At 69.2% G+C, this 16,682-nt stretch carries 8 protein-coding genes; 6 read left to right on the forward strand and 2 right to left on the reverse strand.

Going from position 1 to position 16,682, the window contains the following annotated elements:
* The first annotated feature begins 35 nt into the window (after nt 1-35).
* Together AB0O93_RS07985 and rpoC are read left to right on the forward strand one after the other, a co-directional pair.
* A complete protein-coding gene (locus AB0O93_RS07985) occupies nt 36-3,533 on the forward strand; it encodes a DNA-directed RNA polymerase subunit beta (protein ID WP_363342215.1) in 3,498 nt (1,165 codons plus the stop codon).
* 46 nt (nt 3,534-3,579) lie between these two features.
* Nucleotides 3,580-7,455, forward strand: coding sequence for a DNA-directed RNA polymerase subunit beta' (gene rpoC / locus AB0O93_RS07990; RefSeq protein WP_363342217.1), 3,876 nt, complete (start codon nt 3,580-3,582; stop codon nt 7,453-7,455).
* Between the two features lie 278 nt (nt 7,456-7,733).
* Here the strand turns inward: rpoC and AB0O93_RS07995 are convergent, their stop codons facing one another.
* A complete protein-coding gene (locus AB0O93_RS07995) occupies nt 7,734-12,701 on the reverse strand; it encodes an ExeM/NucH family extracellular endonuclease (RefSeq protein WP_363342219.1) in 4,968 nt (1,655 codons plus the stop codon).
* 278 nt (nt 12,702-12,979) lie between these two features.
* On the opposite strand from AB0O93_RS07995, the gene AB0O93_RS08000 reads away from it, so the two are divergent.
* Nucleotides 12,980-13,615, forward strand: a complete 636-nt coding sequence (locus AB0O93_RS08000) for a hypothetical protein (RefSeq protein WP_363342221.1) — start codon at nt 12,980-12,982, stop codon at nt 13,613-13,615.
* 20 nt (nt 13,616-13,635) lie between these two features.
* On the opposite strand, the gene AB0O93_RS08005 is transcribed toward AB0O93_RS08000, so the two are convergent.
* Entirely contained in the window at nt 13,636-14,223 is a 588-nt protein-coding gene (locus AB0O93_RS08005) for a hypothetical protein (protein WP_363342223.1), read from the reverse strand.
* Nucleotides 14,224-14,356: 133 nt separating this feature from the next.
* On the opposite strand from AB0O93_RS08005, the gene AB0O93_RS08010 reads away from it, so the two are divergent.
* From AB0O93_RS08010 to AB0O93_RS08020, 3 genes are read left to right on the forward strand one after another with little or no spacing between them, the layout of a single operon-like run.
* Nucleotides 14,357-15,436 carry an ABC transporter gene (locus AB0O93_RS08010; RefSeq protein WP_363342225.1) on the forward strand — a complete coding sequence of 360 codons (1,080 nt, stop codon included), beginning with the start codon at nt 14,357-14,359 and terminating at the stop codon, nt 15,434-15,436.
* Nucleotides 15,433-15,930, forward strand: a complete 498-nt coding sequence (locus AB0O93_RS08015; RefSeq protein ID WP_363342227.1) for a hypothetical protein — start codon at nt 15,433-15,435, stop codon at nt 15,928-15,930. The genes AB0O93_RS08010 and AB0O93_RS08015 overlap by 4 nt, the downstream gene beginning before the upstream one ends.
* Before the next feature lie 58 nt (nt 15,931-15,988).
* A complete protein-coding gene (locus tag AB0O93_RS08020) occupies nt 15,989-16,642 on the forward strand; it encodes a spermidine/putrescine ABC transporter substrate-binding protein (RefSeq protein WP_363342545.1) in 654 nt (217 codons plus the stop codon).
* The last annotated feature ends 40 nt before the right edge of the window (nt 16,643-16,682 follow it).

A 16,682-nucleotide genomic window follows, 5' to 3' on the forward strand; every position in this document is an offset into this window, starting at 1 on the left:
AAACGAGCCCTCTCGGGCCCACGGAGGTAATCCCCTTGGTTGCTGCGCCCAACGCATCCACCCCTGCCACCACCCTCAAGAACGGACGCGGAGCTTCCCGCCTCTCGTTCGCCAAGATCTCCGACACGTTGACGGTCCCCGACCTCCTCGCGCTGCAGACCGAGTCCTTCGACTGGCTCGTCGGCAACGAGTCCTGGAAGGCTCGCGTCGAAGAGGCGAAGGCCGCCGGCCGCACCGATGTCCCCGAGATCAGCGGACTGGAGGAGATCTTCGAGGAGATCTCCCCGATCGAGGACCTGAGCGAGACCATGCAGCTCTCGTTCACGAACCCCTACCTCGAGCCCGAGAAGTACTCCATCGAGGAGTGCAAGGAGCGCGGCAAGACCTACGCCGCCCCGCTCTACGTCGAGGCCGAGTTCATGAACCACCAGACCGGTGAGATCAAGACGCAGACGGTCTTCATGGGCGACTTCCCGCTCCAGACCGACAAGGGAACCTTCATCATCAACGGCACCGAGCGTGTCGTCGTCTCCCAGCTCGTCCGCTCCCCCGGTGTCTACTTCGACAAGACGCCCGACAAGACCTCCGACAAGGACATCGTCTCGGCGCGCATCATCCCCAGCCGCGGCGCGTGGCTCGAGTTCGAGATCGACAAGCGCGACCAGGTCGGCGTGCGCATCGACCGCAAGCGCAAGCAGTCCGTCACCGTGTTCCTCAAGGCCCTGGGCCTGACGAGCGACGACATCCTCGCCGAGTTCGCCGGCTTCGACTCCATCGAGGAGACGCTGTCCAAGGACACCATCCTGAGCAAGGAAGACGCGCTCCGCGACATCTACCGCAAGCTCCGTCCGGGCGAGCAGGTCGCCGCCGAGGCCGCCCGCGCGCTGCTGGACAACTTCTACTTCAACGCCAAGCGCTACGACCTCGCGAAGGTCGGTCGCTACAAGATCAACCAGAAGCTCGGCCTCACCGGCCCGCTGTCCGACTCGGTGCTGACCGTCGAGGACATCGTCGCGACGATCAAGTACCTCGTGCGTCTGCACCGCGGTGACACGACGTTCGACGGCACCCGCGCCGGCAAGCCCGCCGAGATCCGCCTGGACGTCGACGACATCGACAACTTCGGCAACCGCCGCATCCGCGCCGTCGGCGAGCTCATCCAGAACCAGGTCCGCACCGGTCTGTCCCGCATGGAGCGCGTCGTCCGCGAGCGCATGACCACGCAGGACATCGAGGCGATCACCCCGCAGACCCTGATCAACGTCCGTCCCGTCGTGGCGGCGATCAAGGAGTTCTTCGGCACCTCGCAGCTGTCGCAGTTCATGGATCAGAACAACCCGCTCGCGGGCCTGACCCACAAGCGTCGCCTCTCGGCCCTCGGCCCCGGTGGTCTGTCGCGTGAGCGCGCGGGCGTCGAGGTCCGTGACGTCCACCCCTCGCACTACGGCCGCATGTGCCCGATCGAGACCCCGGAAGGCCCGAACATCGGTCTGATCGGCTCGCTCGCGTCCTTCGCGCGCATCAACGCGTTCGGGTTCATCGAGACGCCGTACCGCAAGGTCGTCGACGGCCGGGTCACCGACCAGATCGACTACCTGACCGCCAGCGAAGAGGCCGACTTCATCGTCGCCCAGGCCAACGCGCCCCTGAAGGCCGACGGCCACTTCCAGGAGACCCGCGTCCTCGCCCGCAAGATCGGCGGCGAGGTGGACCTCATCCCCGCCGAGGAGATCGGCTACATGGACGTCTCGCCGCGCCAGATGGTGTCGGTGGCGACCTCGCTCATCCCGTTCCTCGAGCACGACGACGCCAACCGCGCCCTCATGGGTGCGAACATGCAGCGTCAGGCCGTTCCGCTCCTGCGCAGCGAGTCGCCCGTGGTCGGAACCGGTATGGAGGGCTACGCGGCCATCGACGCCGGTGACGTGGTCACCGCCGACAAGGCCGGTGTCGTCCTGGAGGTCTCGGCCGACGTCGTCACCATCCAGCTCGACGAGGGCGGCACGCAGGAGTACTTCCTCCGCAAGTTCGACCGTTCCAACCAGGGCACGTCCTACAACCAGCGCGTCGTCGTCTCCGCCGGCGAGCGCGTCGAGGCCGGCGAGGTCATCGCCGACGGCCCCGCCACGGAGAACGGCGAGCTCGCGCTCGGCAAGAACCTCCTCGTGGCGTTCATGACGTGGGAGGGTCACAACTTCGAAGACGCGATCATCCTCAGCCAGGACCTGGTGAAGGACGACACGCTCTCCTCGATCCACATCGAGGAGTACGAGGTCGACGCCCGCGACACCAAGCTCGGCAAGGAGGAGATCACCCGTGACCTCCCCAACGTCAGCCCCGACCTGCTGAAGGACCTCGACGAGCGCGGCATCATCCGCATCGGCGCCGAGGTGCGTCCCGGCGACATCCTCGTCGGCAAGGTCACCCCGAAGGGCGAGACCGAGCTCTCGGCCGAGGAGCGCCTGCTCCGCGCGATCTTCAACGAGAAGAGCCGCGAGGTCCGCGACACGTCGCTGAAGGTGCCCCACGGTGAGCAGGGCACGATCATCGCGGTCAAGGAGTTCAACGCCGAGGACGGCGACGACGAGCTGGGCTCGGGCGTCAACCGCCGCGTCGTGGTCTACATCGCCCAGAAGCGCAAGATCACCGAGGGCGACAAGCTCGCCGGACGCCACGGCAACAAGGGTGTCATCGCCAAGATCCTGCCCGTCGAGGACATGCCGTTCCTCGCGGACGGCACCCCGGTCCAGGTCATCCTGAACCCGCTCGGCATCCCGGGTCGAATGAACTTCGGCCAGGTCCTCGAGCTGCACCTCGGCTGGATCGCCCAGCAGGGCTGGAAGGTCGAGGGCACCCCCGAGTGGGCTGCCAACCTCCCCGAGGTCGCCCGCGAGGCGGCGCCGGGCACCAAGGTCGCCACCCCGGTGTTCGACGGTGCGTACGAGGACGAGATCGCGGGTCTGCTCGACTCGACGCTCCCCACGCGCGACGGTGAGCGCCTCATCGACCGCTCGGGCAAGACGCTGCTGTTCGACGGCCGCTCCGGCGAGCCGTTCCCGGCGCCCATCTCGGTCGGCTACATGTACATCCTGAAGCTCCACCACCTCGTCGATGACAAGATCCACGCGCGCTCCACGGGTCCCTACTCGATGATCACCCAGCAGCCGCTCGGTGGTAAGGCGCAGTTCGGTGGACAGCGCTTCGGTGAGATGGAGGTGTGGGCGCTCGAGGCATACGGTGCCGCGTACGCCCTCCAGGAGCTCCTGACGATCAAGTCCGACGACATCCTCGGCCGCGTGAAGGTCTACGAGGCGATCGTCAAGGGCGAGAACATCCAGGAGCCGGGCATCCCCGAGTCGTTCAAGGTCCTCATGAAGGAGATGCAGTCGCTCTGCCTGAACGTCGAGGTCCTCTCGGCCGACGGCACCGCGGTCAACCTCCGTGACACGGATGACGACGCGTTCCGCGCTGCGGAAGAGCTCGGCATCAACATCTCCAGCCGCTTCGAGTCCTCGTCGATCGACGAGATCTAAGCCGCCGGGTCCGAAACAGAATTCTTCACAGGAGAACTGAGAACTAGTGCTCGAATCAACTACTTTCGATCAGCTTCGCATCGGCCTGGCCACCGCTGACGACATCCGTCGTTGGTCCTTCGGCGAGGTCAAGAAGCCCGAGACCATCAACTACCGCACGCTGAAGCCGGAGAAGGACGGCCTCTTCGGCGAGCAGATCTTCGGACCCTCCCGCGACTGGGAGTGCGCCTGCGGCAAGTACAAGCGCGTCCGCTTCAAGGGCATCGTCTGCGAGCGCTGCGGCGTGGAGGTCACCAAGAGCTCCGTCCGTCGCGAGCGCATGGGCCACATCGAGCTCGCCGCGCCCGTCACCCACATCTGGTACTTCAAGGGCGTGCCCTCGCGCCTCGGGTACCTGCTGGACATGGCGCCGAAGGACCTCGAGAAGGTCATCTACTTCGCGGCGTACATGGTCATCTCCGTCGACGAGGATGCGCGTCACCGCGACCTCGCCACGCAGGAGAACAACATCCGTCTGGAGCTGAAGACCCTCGCCGACCGCCGCGACGCCCGCGTCGCCGCGCGCCTGCAGAAGCTGGAGGACGAGCTCGCCGCCCTGGAGGCGGAGGGCGCCAAGGCCGACCAGAAGAAGAAGGTCAAGGACGCCGCCGAGAAGGAGATGACGTCGATCCGCAAGAACGCGGACGACCAGGTCGCCCGTCTCGAGCGCGTGTGGGAGGAATTCCGCACGCTCGAGGTCGGCTCGCTCAAGGGCGAGGATGAGATCTTCCACGAGCTGCAGGACCGCTTCGGTCAGTACTTCGAGGCCCACATGGGCGCGGAGTCGATCAAGCGTCGCCTGGAGACGTTCGACCTGCAGGCCGAGGCCGACAGCCTCCACCTGCAGATCTCCGAGGGCAAGGGTCAGCGCAAGATCCGCGCGATCAAGCGCCTGAAGGTCGTCAACTCGTTCCTGCAGACCGGCATGAGTCCGGCATCCATGGTCCTGGACGTCGTCCCGGTCATCCCGCCGGAGCTGCGCCCGATGGTGCAGCTGGACGGTGGCCGCTTCGCCACCAGCGACCTGAACGACCTCTACCGTCGCGTGATCAACCGCAACAACCGACTTCGTCGTCTGATCGACCTCGGCGCCCCCGAGATCATCGTCAACAACGAGAAGCGGATGCTGCAGGAGGCCGTCGACGCGCTGTTCGACAACGGCCGCCGCGGTCGCCCCGTCACCGGTACCGGCAACCGGGCCCTCAAGTCCCTGAGCGACATGCTCAAGGGAAAGCAGGGTCGCTTCCGCCAGAACCTGCTCGGAAAGCGCGTGGACTACTCGGGCCGTTCGGTCATCGTCGTCGGTCCCCAGCTGAAGCTGCACCAGTGCGGTCTGCCCAAGCAGATGGCGCTCGAGCTCTTCAAGCCGTTCGTCATCAAGCGCCTGATCGACCTCGGTCACTCGCAGAACATCAAGGCCGCCAAGCGCGCCGTCGAGCGCACGCGCCCCGAGGTCTGGGACGTGCTCGAGGAGATCATCCGCGAGCGTCCGGTTCTGCTGAACCGTGCGCCCACGCTCCACCGCCTCGGCATCCAGGCGTTCGAGCCGCAGCTCGTCGAGGGCAAGGCCATCCAGCTCCACCCGCTCGTCTGCGCGGCGTTCAACGCCGACTTCGACGGTGACCAGATGGCCGTCCACCTGCCGCTGTCCGTCGAGGCCCAGGCCGAGGCGCGCATCCTGATGCTCGCCTCGAACAACATCCTGAAGCCGTCCGACGGCCGCCCGGTGACCCTGCCCTCGCAGGACATGATCATCGGCCTGCACCACCTGACCACGGTCAAGGAGGGTGCTGTCGGTGAGGGCCGCGTGTTCGGTTCGGTCTCGGAGGCGATCCTGGCGAAGGACGAGGGCACCCTCGACCTGCAGGCCAAGGTCCGCATCCGCGTCCCGGGTCTCACCTTCCTCGAGGGTGACGCCCCCGAGGGCTACGAGCGCCACGGTCTCCTGGACGCCTCGCTCGGTCAGGCGATCTTCAACGACGCGCTGCCGAAGGGCTACCCCTTCGTCCGCGAGCAGGCCGACAAGGGCAAGCTCAGCCAGATCGTCAACAAGCTGGCCGAGGAGTACCCCAAGGTCGAGGTCGCGGCGACGCTGGACCGCATCAAGGACGCCGGCTTCTACTGGGCCACCCGTTCGGGTGTCACGGTGGCGCTGAGCGACATCCTCACCCCGCCGAACAAGGCGGAGATCGTCGCGGGCTACGAGAAGCAGGCCGCGAAGGTCCAGGGCCAGTTCGAGAAGGGTCTCACCACCGACGCCGAGCGTCGTCAGGAGCTCATCAAGATCTGGACCGCCGCCACCGACGAGGTCCAGAAGGCGATGCGCGCCAACTTCCCCGAGGACAACACCATCAACCGCATGGTGTCCTCCGGTGCGCGTGGTAACTGGCTGCAGATCCGGAACATCGCCGGTATGCGAGGCCTGGTGAACAACCCCAAGGGTGAGATCATCCCCCGCCCGATCATCTCCTCGTACCGCGAGGGTCTGTCGGTCGCGGAGTACTTCATCGCCACCCACGGTGCCCGTAAGGGTCTGGCCGACACCGCCCTCCGTACCGCCGACTCGGGCTACCTGACCCGTCGTCTGGTGGACGTCTCGCAGGATGTCATCATCCGCGAGGAGGACTGCGGCACGACCAAGGGCCTCGAGCTGCCGATCGCGGCGCCCGGTGCCGACGGCGAGCTCATCAAGGACGCCAACGTCGAGAACTCGGTGTTCGCGCGGACCCTGTCGGCGGATGTCGTCAACCCCGCGGGCGAGGTCGTCGCCGAAGCCGGTGACGACGTCGGCGACGTGCTGATCAACCGTCTGGTGGAGTCGGGTGTCGAGAGCATCAAGGTGCGCTCGGTCCTCACCTGCGACTCGGCCGTCGGCGTCTGCGCGAAGTGCTACGGCCGTTCGCTGGCCACCGGCAAGATCGTCGACATCGGGGAGGCCGTCGGCATCATCGCGGCCCAGTCGATCGGTGAGCCCGGTACCCAGCTGACGATGCGTACCTTCCACACCGGTGGTTCGGCATCCGCGGATGACATCACGCAGGGTCTTCCCCGTGTGCAGGAGCTGTTCGAGGCGCGTACCCCCAAGGGTGCATCGCCGATCGCGGAGGCCGACGGCCGCATCTCGATCGACGAGACCGACAAGAGCAAGAAGGTCATCCTCACGCCCGACAACGGCGACGAGCCGCACGTCTACCCCGTGCTCAAGCGCGCGACGCTGCTGGTCGAGGACGGCCAGCACGTCACGGTCGGTCAGCCGCTCCAGGTCGGCACGCTCGACCCCAAGGAGGTCATGCGTGTCATGGGTGCCCGCGAGGTGCAGAAGTACCTCGTCGGCGGCGTGCAGGGCGTCTACCGCTCGCAGGGTGTGCCGATCCACGACAAGCACATCGAGGTCATCGTGCGCCAGATGCTGCGGAAGGTCACCGTGGTCGACCACGGCGACACGACGCTGCTCCCGGGTGAGCTGGTGGACTTCAAGCGCTACCAGCAGATCAACCGCGAGTCCGTCGGCGAGGGCAAGCGCCCGGCGTCGGGTCGTCCGGAGCTGATGGGTATCACCAAGGCGTCGCTCGCGACGGAGTCGTGGCTGTCGGCCGCCTCCTTCCAGGAGACGACCCGCGTGCTCACCCAGGCCGCGATGGAGGGCAAGAGCGACCCCCTGGTCGGCCTCAAGGAGAACGTCATCATCGGAAAGCTCATCCCCGCCGGAACCGGACTTGCGAAGTACCGCAACGTCACGGTCGAGGCGACGGAGGAGGCCAAGAGCGAGCGGTACCCCAACCGCATCTTCGCCTCGGACGGCGCGTACAGCGACGCCGACCTGAGCTATGTCGACTTCGACAGCTTCTCCACGGACGACTTCACCCCGGGCACCTACAACTGACCTGAGGCACGTCCCGAAAGGCCCCGGCTTTCGCCGGGGCCTTTCGTCGTTCCCGCCCGGAGTTCGGCCCGCCCCGCGGGCCTAACTCCTCCGATCCGCGGTGCTGGGGGCCTGTGGGGCCGGTTCGGGCGGCTTAGGGGCCGGTTTTGAGGAGTTCGGGCCGGGACCGGGCCGGGAGCCGGGCCAGGTGATCCGGGCAGGGCGGGCCGGGGGCGGGGCGGGGGCGGGAACGACGAAGCGCCGGCGGATCGGAATCCGCCGGCGCTTCGTCGTGAGGGCTAGGCCCGCTGGCGTCGGATGCTGCCGATGCGGAGGGCGGCTCCCGCCCCGATCATCAGCATGACGGCCAGCCACAGACCTGTGAGGTCGCCGGGGTCGCCACCCGTGACGGCCAGGCCGCCGTTCTGTCCGCCGGTCGCGGGCTGTCCACCCGCGGCGGGGATGTCGAGGTCGTACCAGACCAGGACGTCACCCTCGGCATCCAGGATCACCAGACGGTGCTGACCCGACACGTCGGTCGGCAGCGTCACCGAGATGGTGCCGTCCGCCTGCACGAGGTGCCAGCCGCCGAGCTGCTGCGGCGTCGAGTACAGCCACGCGGTGACCCACTGGCCGGCGTACTGCTCGCCCACCAGCACGGAGATGGTGCCTCCGGGGACGATCTCGCCGGAGATGCCGGCGCTCGGGCCCTGGAGCGCCGGGGTCAGCTCCTCGACACCGGGAGCAGTCGGCGTGGTCGCCGGCGGCTCGGTTCCGGGCTCGCCGGGCTCCTCCGGGTCGACCGGCTCGAGGATGTCGCGGACCGCGAGCGACAGGCGCACCTCGGTTCCGCTGTCGGGCGCCGTGAGCACCACCGTGGTCGCCGCGGGGGCATCCAGCGGGATGGTCATCGTCACCGTCGCCGCACCGTTCGTCACCGCAACCGGTGCGAACGTCGCCGCGCTGCCCTCGATGCTCGGGACGAGCGTGGTGTTGGCGGGGCTCCCGAGCGACGTCAGATCGAGACCCGACACCTGGAACGAGATCTCGGTGAGACGCTCGGCGGATGCCGGCACCTCCGTCACCGACACACCCCGGGAGGAGTAGTCCGGCGTGACCGGCGAGTTCTCGGTGAGGTAGTCGATCCACGCGTCGCGGTCGATCAGGCCCGAGTCGCGGGTGTCGGTTCCGTCGAGGAAGGTGCCGAAGTTGTCGCCACCCTGCAGGAGGAAGCTGAACGAGCCGATGCGGTACTCGCCCGCCGGATCGATCGGCTCGCCGTCGATCCAGACGCCGGTGATCCGCTCGCCGCGCGGTGCCGCCGCGTCGAAGGTGTAGGCCACGTTCGACGACAGCCCGAGCTGCAGGTAGGACCGCGACGAGCCTTCCGGCTGCCACTGCTCCTCCAGGACCGCGACGAACTGCGCGCCCGTGAGGGTGGTCGTCCACAGGTTGTTCACGAACGGCAGGACCGCGTTGGCCTCGGCGTAGGTGATCACTCCGTCGGGCGCGTAGAACAGCTCCGCCCGCAGACCGCCGGGGTTGACGATCCCGATCTCGGCACCGCCGCGCTCCGGCGAGGACAGGCTCGACACCAGCGACTCGGCCACGAGGTTGCCCAAGGTCGACTCGCTTGCGCGGTCATCGCGGGTACCACCGGTGTAGACGCCGTCAACGTAGCTGCCGCCCGTGAACGCCGTCGTGATGTCGGAGGTGACCGAGCCGATCGGCTCGTTCCCGATGACCGCGGCCGCTGCCAGGGCGTCCGCGACGATCGTCGACACCTCCGCCACGCGAGGGTACTGCGCTGCGAGCTCCGCGTCGGTCGGAGCGTTCTCGCCGCCGATGCGCGAGACGTTACGGGCCTCGTACGAGATCACCGCGCCGTCCGTCGCGTCGAGCTCGAGCACGACCTGGCCGATGCGCTCACCGTAGTTGCCGGTCTGCACGATCGGGCGGGTGGTGTCGGTGCCGGGCACCGGGCCGTCCCACACGTACTGCTTGTGGGTGTGACCGGTGAAGATCACGTCGACCGCGGGGGAGGTCTCGGTCACGATGCTCGCGAAGGCGCCGCCGGCGGCGACCTCCTGCTCGAGCGTCGCGCCCTCGACGACGCCGTCGCCGGCGCCCTCGTGGTACTCGGCGATGATGACGTCGGCGATGCCCTCCAGCTCGGCGGCGACGCGGTTGACCGCCTCGACGGGGTCGCCGAAGTCGATCGTCTCGATGCCGCCGGGGGAGACCAGCGTCTCGGTCTCTTCGGTGACGGTGCCGATCACGGCGACGGTCAGGCCGTCCACCTCGAACAGCGCGTACTCGTCGAGCACCGGCTCCTGCGTGCCCTTGGCGTAGACGTTCGCGCCGAGGTAGGGGAAGTCCGCGACGTCCGCGACCCGGCCGGTGAGGTCGTCCAGACCCCGGTCGAACTCGTGGTTGCCGACCGCCGAGGCGGCCATCTCCAGCGCGTTCAGCACGTCCAGCGTCGGAACGTCGTCCGCACTGGCCGACGCGAACACCGAGGCGCCGATGTTGTCGCCGGCGGAGAGGAACAGCGTGCTCTCATCGCCGTACTCCGCGCGCAGCTGCTCGATGGTCGCGGCGAACTTCACCGTGTTGCCGTCGATACGACCGTGGAAGTCGTTGATGTTCAGCAGGTTGAGGTCGACCGTTCCCGGCTCCTCGTCTTCGGGGAAGGCGAGGCCGACGACGACCGGGTCGTGGTCGGAAGAGCGGTAGGGCGAGGCGTCGTAGAGGTTCGTGACGTTGTAGTTGAACCGGCTGTACTCCAGCGCGATCGATTCCGCCGCGTTGATGTTCCAGATGTCGACACCCGTGACGAGCGCATCCGCGGCCGGGGAGGCCAGGATGTGGTCGAGCGAGCCGCTCTGGCCGGAGAACGAGTAGGTGTACTTGTCGGTCTTCTCCGCCCCCTGGTTGACGTAGCCGGCCTCGTAGAAGACCTGCATCGGGTCTTCCTGGGTGTACGAGTTGAAGTCGCCGACGAGGAAGACGTAGTCGGTGTCGACGTCGACCTTCAGCTCCTCGGCGAAGTCCACCAGCGCTTCGGCCTGGGCCACGCGCGAGGCGTTGGAGGCGCCCTGCCCGTCGCCCTGGTCGGCGTCGGCTCCCGAGCCCGATCCCTTCGACTTGAAGTGGTTGACGACCGCGACGAAGACGTCGTCCTCGCCGCCGTCGACCGGCGCGAAGGCCTGAGCGAGCGGGTAGCGGGCGTTCGAGAACGCCGTGTCGTCGTCGATGGCCGAGGCTCCGACGAGCTCGACGACATCCTTCTTGTAGATGAACGCCGTGCGGATCACGTCTTCACCGGCCGGAACGGATGCCGGGGACGGCGCGAAGTCCCACACATCGTCGCCGAGCGCGGCGTTGAGGGCGTCCACCAGGGTGGACACCGCGACGTCGCGGTCGGTGCCGGAGATGAGGGAGTTCTCGATCTCCTCGAGCGAGACCACGTCGGCGTCGAGGCCGTTGATCGCGGCGACGATCTTGGCCTGCTGACGTTCGAGGTTCGCGTCGTCGGCGGCACCGCGCGGGGCGGGGCCGTTGCTGCAACCGTTGACCGTGATGGGGTTGCCCTCACGGTCGTTGTAGAACGAGCAGCTCGCGCCGGCGGCGACCGCGTCGGCACCGGTGGTGGTGAAGTAGTTCAGCACGTTGAACCCGGCGATGCGGATGTCGCCACCCACCTCGGCGGGGGCCGCGGTGCGGGTGTTCTCGAACGTCACCGGCTGCACGTCGGCGGCGTTCTCCGCCGTCAGGTGCTGCGTGGGCTGGAAGTTCCACAGCTTGTTGCGGAAGTCCAGCACCACCGGAGCGGTGAAGGTGACGGCCGCACCCACGCGCACCGGGTCCGTGGTGGAGAGGTAGGTCAGCGGCACCGACGTGTTGGCGTTGCTGCTGAAGTTGATCGAGGCACCGTCGTCGAGCGTGACCGCGCGGGCGGCGTTGGCGGCGACTGCGGCGTCGTACTCGGCCGAGCGGGGCGCGGCGACCTCGGTCGGGGTCAGCAGGGGCGTGGTGCCCGAGGCGAGGCCGATGGATCCGTAGTAGTTCGTCGAGTAGACGTCGCTGACGGTGTAGTCGCCCTGCGGGGCCAGGAGCATCGACTCGAGCGTCTCGCGCTCGGCATCCGTTCCGGGCCAGACGACCTCGGCCGGACGGACCGGCTCCGCAGGCTCGTCGAGCACCGTGACGCCGGCGGCGGAGGCGGGGGAGATCTCGGTCAGGCCGTTGAATTCCACGACCGGACCGGTGACCTCGACGTGGTCACCGATCGACACCTTCGCCGTCGCGGCGGAGGAGTAGACGTAGATGCCCTCGGAAGCGGTGTGCGTCGACAGGTCGAGCGGGCCGCCGGTGCCGGGGGTCTGGATGGTGAAGCCGTTGTAGCCGCCGGTGGTGTAGGCGGCGGTGACGACACCGCGCGTGGTGACGGTCGAGCCGACGAGGGGGCTCGCGGCGCCGGTGCCCTGGATCTCGCGGATCGGGGTCAGCACGGGCGTTCCGGGCTCCGTCGGCTCACCGGTGGGCGTGGGCTCTCCGGTGGGCTCGGGGTCGCCGGTCGGATCCGGGGTGGGCTCCGGGTCGGGGGTGACGGATGCCGAGGCCTGGGGCGTGATCGTGGCCGGGTGGCTGAAGTCCGCGGCGTTGTCACCGGTGTCGACGAAGCCGGTCCGGGCGAGGGAGTTGGGAACAGAGTTGTTTCCCGTGACGGGGGCGGCGGCGCCCTCGAAGGTGTTCCCGGTGCCGTAGCCGAGGAGGTCCACGACGTTCTCTGCGGCGGCGATGTCGCCGGTCGGCAGGCCGAGCCCGGTCGTGGTCGACGCCAGCCAGATCACGCCGTTCGTGCCCGAGGGGTTCAGCGAGATCGAGAGGTCCGGCGTCGGCAGCGCCGCGCCGTTCGCACCGTTGCCCGCGAACCCGATCAGGAAGTAGTCGTTCGCGGCGATCTCACCGGAGAGCGCGACGACGCTGGACGGTGCGGTTCCGTCGGCGCGATCCGCGGGCCGGTACTGCACCGACCAGCCGTCGAGGCTCTGGGCCACGTCGCTGTCGTTGTAGAGCTCGATGAACTTGCTCGAGAAGGCGGCGTTGGCGCTGCCTCCCTTGAAGTACACCTCGTTGATGAGGACGCGGGAGCCCTCGGCGGCTACGGCCGGCAGCGGCGCAAGCGTGCCGGCGGCGGCGAGGGCTGCGGCGACGACGGTCGCGAGGAGCGATCGCCTCCCGGAGCGGGGTGGGACGGACATGGATCTCCTCGGTGTCAGAACACAGGTTTCGATGACGGCTGAATCAGCGCGATTGTGTGAACGTAGGCTCGCGAAACGCACGGATTCTTACGCTCGTGTGTCCAACAGGTAAAACCACCGGCGCACGGGCGCATGAGACGCGATCCTAGACGCATCGGCACGCGGTGCCGGACCCCCTGTGGATAACTTCGCGCGTGCGCCACGCCTTCGTCGCGCGTGCCGCGCGTCGCTCGGCCGGGTGCCGCGCGTACCGTGGGGGAGGACGTTCGGGAGGGCGGATGATGGCGCGGGTCGCGGGACGCAACCGCTGGATCGCGGTGCCGGTCGGCATCCTCTGCGCGGCGGTGGTGGGGGCCCTGGTGTGGCTGGCCGCGCCGATGATCCCGGTCTCGATCGCCTGGGTGGGAGACACCCTCCGCGACGCGAGCGCCCGCCAGGCCGCTGCCCTCGACCGCGAAGACGGCGAGGTGCGCCGTGCGCTCGCCGAGGGCGGTGTCGACTGCCGCGCCGCCTATCCCGACAGTCTCTGGAGCGAGCTCACCTGGCGGGGCGGGTCGCTGCTCGACCAGAGCACGGATGCCCCGCCGACCGGCGCCGACGCCCTCGTCGACGCGGTCGGCCCGGACGCCGTCGTCACGTGCGCCTGGAGATCGGATGCCGGGGCCATCACGACCGCGTTCACCCGCGTGGGCGAGGACGCCGCCGGTCTCGTCGACGCCGCGCTGCGCGGTCAGGGCTTCACGTGCGTCCGCGCAGACGACGCGCTCCGCTGCGACCGCGGGAGCGCGGCCGGCGAGGCGGGGGCGAGTGAGCACCACATCGTCCGGGACGGCCTGTGGATCGTCACCTCCGCCGACGGGGCGTACCCCGAGGAGTTCGACGCCCGGCTGGAGAAGCACATCTGGGGATGGTGACCCGTCCGGCCACCGGACGCTCAGCCCCAGATTCCGGCGATGATCGCCGAGGTGTATCCGGACGGCGCCAGGTTCGAGAACGTCGTGTCGATGAGGATGCCGTCGCGCCAGAAGAGTGTCCGGCCGTCGGTGACGGGATACGTCTCGTTCTCCCACGTCTTCTCGCAGCGGGTGCCGCCCTCGGGCGTGTAGCAGGTGAAGCCCTGCTCGTCGGCGAGGTCGTTGAGGAGGTCCAGCGCCGGTCCGCGCGCGAGGCCGCTGATCGTCGTCTGCAGGAAGGTCGTGTCGGCGCCCGGGTCGCGCCACAGGCACACGAGCGACCCGTCGGGTCGCGGCCCGGTCGACACGCCCGCCTCGGGGTCGTTCAGGGGGATGTCTTCGAGCTGCGAGAGCACGGTCTCGGTGAGCATGGTCCGGCAGTCGTCGGGGATCTGCGCGAGCGGCGTCGGGGTCGCGTCGGGGGTGAGCGTCACGATGGGCGTCGGCGTGTCCGACGGTGTCGGACCGAGCGTCGCGGAGTCGTCGGGCTCCGGTGCGCACGCCACGAGCGTCAGCACGACGAGCACGGATGCCGCGGACGCGACGATGCGTGCGGGGGAGGTCTCCATCACCACACCTTAACAATGCGTCCGCCGCGCGCGGCGCGCCGACATCCCCGGACGCGGCACGCCTCCCCGGGTCGGGCGGTACCAGAGGCTAGCCTGCAGAGGCGGAACCGAACCCGCGTGAGGAGTGCTGTCGATGAGTGACCCCAAGTCGTCCTACGGCGAGCCGGTCGAGGAGCCGACCACGGCCGACGGTGACGTCGTCGGTCGCGCCAACGAAGGCCTGGCCGAAGCCGAGGCCGCGGCATCCGCTCCGCCCGTCGTCCACCAGGACCCCGCCATCGGCGACGCCGCACCCGCCGACGCGCACTCGCCCGCTTCGACGGATGCCGAGCCCGCCGCGACGGCGCCCGCCGCCGAGCCCGACCCGTGGGATTCGCCGGAGGCGGCGTCGCTGTCGTACGACACCCCGGCCGCGACGCCCGCCGCGCACGAGGACGTCCCGGCAGCCACCGCGCCCGCCCACGACTCGACCGCGCATGACTCCTCCGCGGCGCACGACTCCGCCGCGGCGACCACCGCGTACGAGGCCGCGACCGACCGGGACGCCCCCGCGGTCACCGCGAGCGAGCCGGCCTACGGCACCGGAGCCGCCGCAGCCGGAGCCGCCGGCATCGGTGCGGGCGCCGCCACGACCGCGTTCGCGCCGCAGCCGATCTTCGTCCAGGCCCCCGAGGCGCCCCGCCCCCGGGGCAACCGCGCTGCCGCCGGGGCGATCGGCCTCCTCGCCGCGCTCGCCTTCGCCGTGCTGTACCTCGGCGCGTGGATCGGCTTCCGCGCGATCGCGGGCGAGATCAGCGGAGAGAACATCGGCACCGAAGCGCTCGCGATGCTCGGCACGTGGTCCCTCTGGGTCCCCACCGTCGTCTTCTTCGTCGCCTTCTGGCTCCTCGGCGCGATCATCAACCGCGGTCGCTGGGGACAGTGGGTCATCTTCGGACTCCTGGTCGGCGCCGCAGCCTACGCCGGGCACATCCTCGGTCAGCTCTTCCAGGCGCCGTTCTGGATGCTCACCGCCCGCGAGGGCGCGGCCCTCGTCGAGGAGCAGCTGCTCGCACCGGGCGCGATCGCGGCGTTCATCATCGGCCGCGAGCTGACGATCTGGTTCGGCGCATGGGTGGCCGCGCGCGGCCGCCGTGTCACGGAGCTCAACGTCGAGGCGCAGCGGGAGTACGAGCGGACGCTCGAGGCAGGACCGCAGCTGGTCCGCGCGTGACCTCCGCACACGACCGAGACCAGGGTCAGCCGGGGCCGATGAGCCCTCGGCTGGCCCTGGTTCTGTCGACGGCGACGTTCTTCGCCCTGGCGGTGTTCGCGCTCGGGATGACGAGCCTCCTCCTCGATGAGAGTGTGATCGCCGAGCCCGGGCTCGGCCAGATCCCCGGCATCCTCGCGATGGCGGGGACGACGCTCGCCTTCCTCCTCACGCTTCGCCCGGGGCTCCGCCGTCCCCAGCCGCGCTACGTCTCGGCGCTGTGGACGGCCTTGGCCTGCTTCCTCACCTACCCCCTCGGGGCGGCGCTCGGCATCCTCATCGTCGGCGGCGAGCTCGGGGTCGCCACCGCGGTCGTCCTCCGCCACGTCACCGGAGCGTTCGGGCTCGCGGTCGCGGCATCCGCCCTGCTCGCGGCTGTGGCGGGCATTGCGATGGTGCGCACCCACGGCGGACGTGCCCGATGGTCGTGGGAGCGGGAGCAAGACGAGGAGTGAGAGCGCGCCGAAGCCCGGAATCCCGCGGATGACACGCCCGAAGGGCTACCGTGGAACGGTGGAGCGCTCGCTCGAGACGCAGGTCAGCCAGGCCGTGGACGCCTGGTTGGCGTGGTTGCCGCGCTGGGAACCTGCCACGCACCGTGGACGCGTCGCCCCCTGTCGGCGCTGCTTCGGCTCGCCGGTGCTCTCGGCCGTGGGACTCGGCGCCGACGTTCCGCACGGGGTGCAGCACGGGCTCTCCACACGCGTGAAGACGATCGTCGACCGCTCCGTCGCGGAATACACCGCACAGAACCTGCCGATGCTGCAGGCCGAGCTCGACCAGCAGGCCGCCCGCAACCGCGCGCGCACCTACCTCCCCTCCGAAGGGCTCGAGCCCGAGTTCGAGGGGCTGCCGATGGACCCCGAGCCGCAGCCGGGCGCCCCGTTCCTCTTCACCATCGCGGGGCTTGCGGAGGAGGTGGATGCCCACATCCCGGCCCTCCCTCCGCTCACCGATGAGGCGAAGGCGGCGCTGCGGCAGGAGGTCTCCCTCGCCGACGATTACGCCAACATGGTCGGGCGGGAGGTCTGCACGATCCTCCTGCACCACCGCGTGCGCGTGCAGGCGGCGGTCACGCAGTACGTCGAGCCCCAGATCGCCGCGATGCTCGACGAGCTCACCCGCTCGCTCGACGCGCCCTTCGACCCGCGCGACCCGCCCACGTGACGGGCCCGCGATCGGGTCGGCGTACCCGCGGGCGCGGTTT

Origin of the sequence: Microbacterium sp. NPDC077184, from assembly GCF_040687055.1 — a bacterium.
Classification (GTDB): Bacteria; Actinomycetota; Actinomycetes; order Actinomycetales; family Microbacteriaceae; genus Microbacterium.

What these genes read in the sequence shown, in the direction of transcription:
- AB0O93_RS07995 (WP_363342219.1), bottom strand. Translation starts at nt 12,701, where the DNA reads ATGTCCGTCCCACCCCGCTCCGGGAGGCGATCGCTCCTCGCGACCGTC.
- AB0O93_RS08000 (WP_363342221.1), top strand. Translation starts at nt 12,980, where the DNA reads ATGATGGCGCGGGTCGCGGGACGCAACCGCTGGATCGCGGTGCCGGTC.
- AB0O93_RS08005 (WP_363342223.1), bottom strand. Translation starts at nt 14,223, where the DNA reads ATGGAGACCTCCCCCGCACGCATCGTCGCGTCCGCGGCATCCGTGCTC.
- AB0O93_RS08010 (WP_363342225.1), top strand. Translation starts at nt 14,357, where the DNA reads ATGAGTGACCCCAAGTCGTCCTACGGCGAGCCGGTCGAGGAGCCGACC.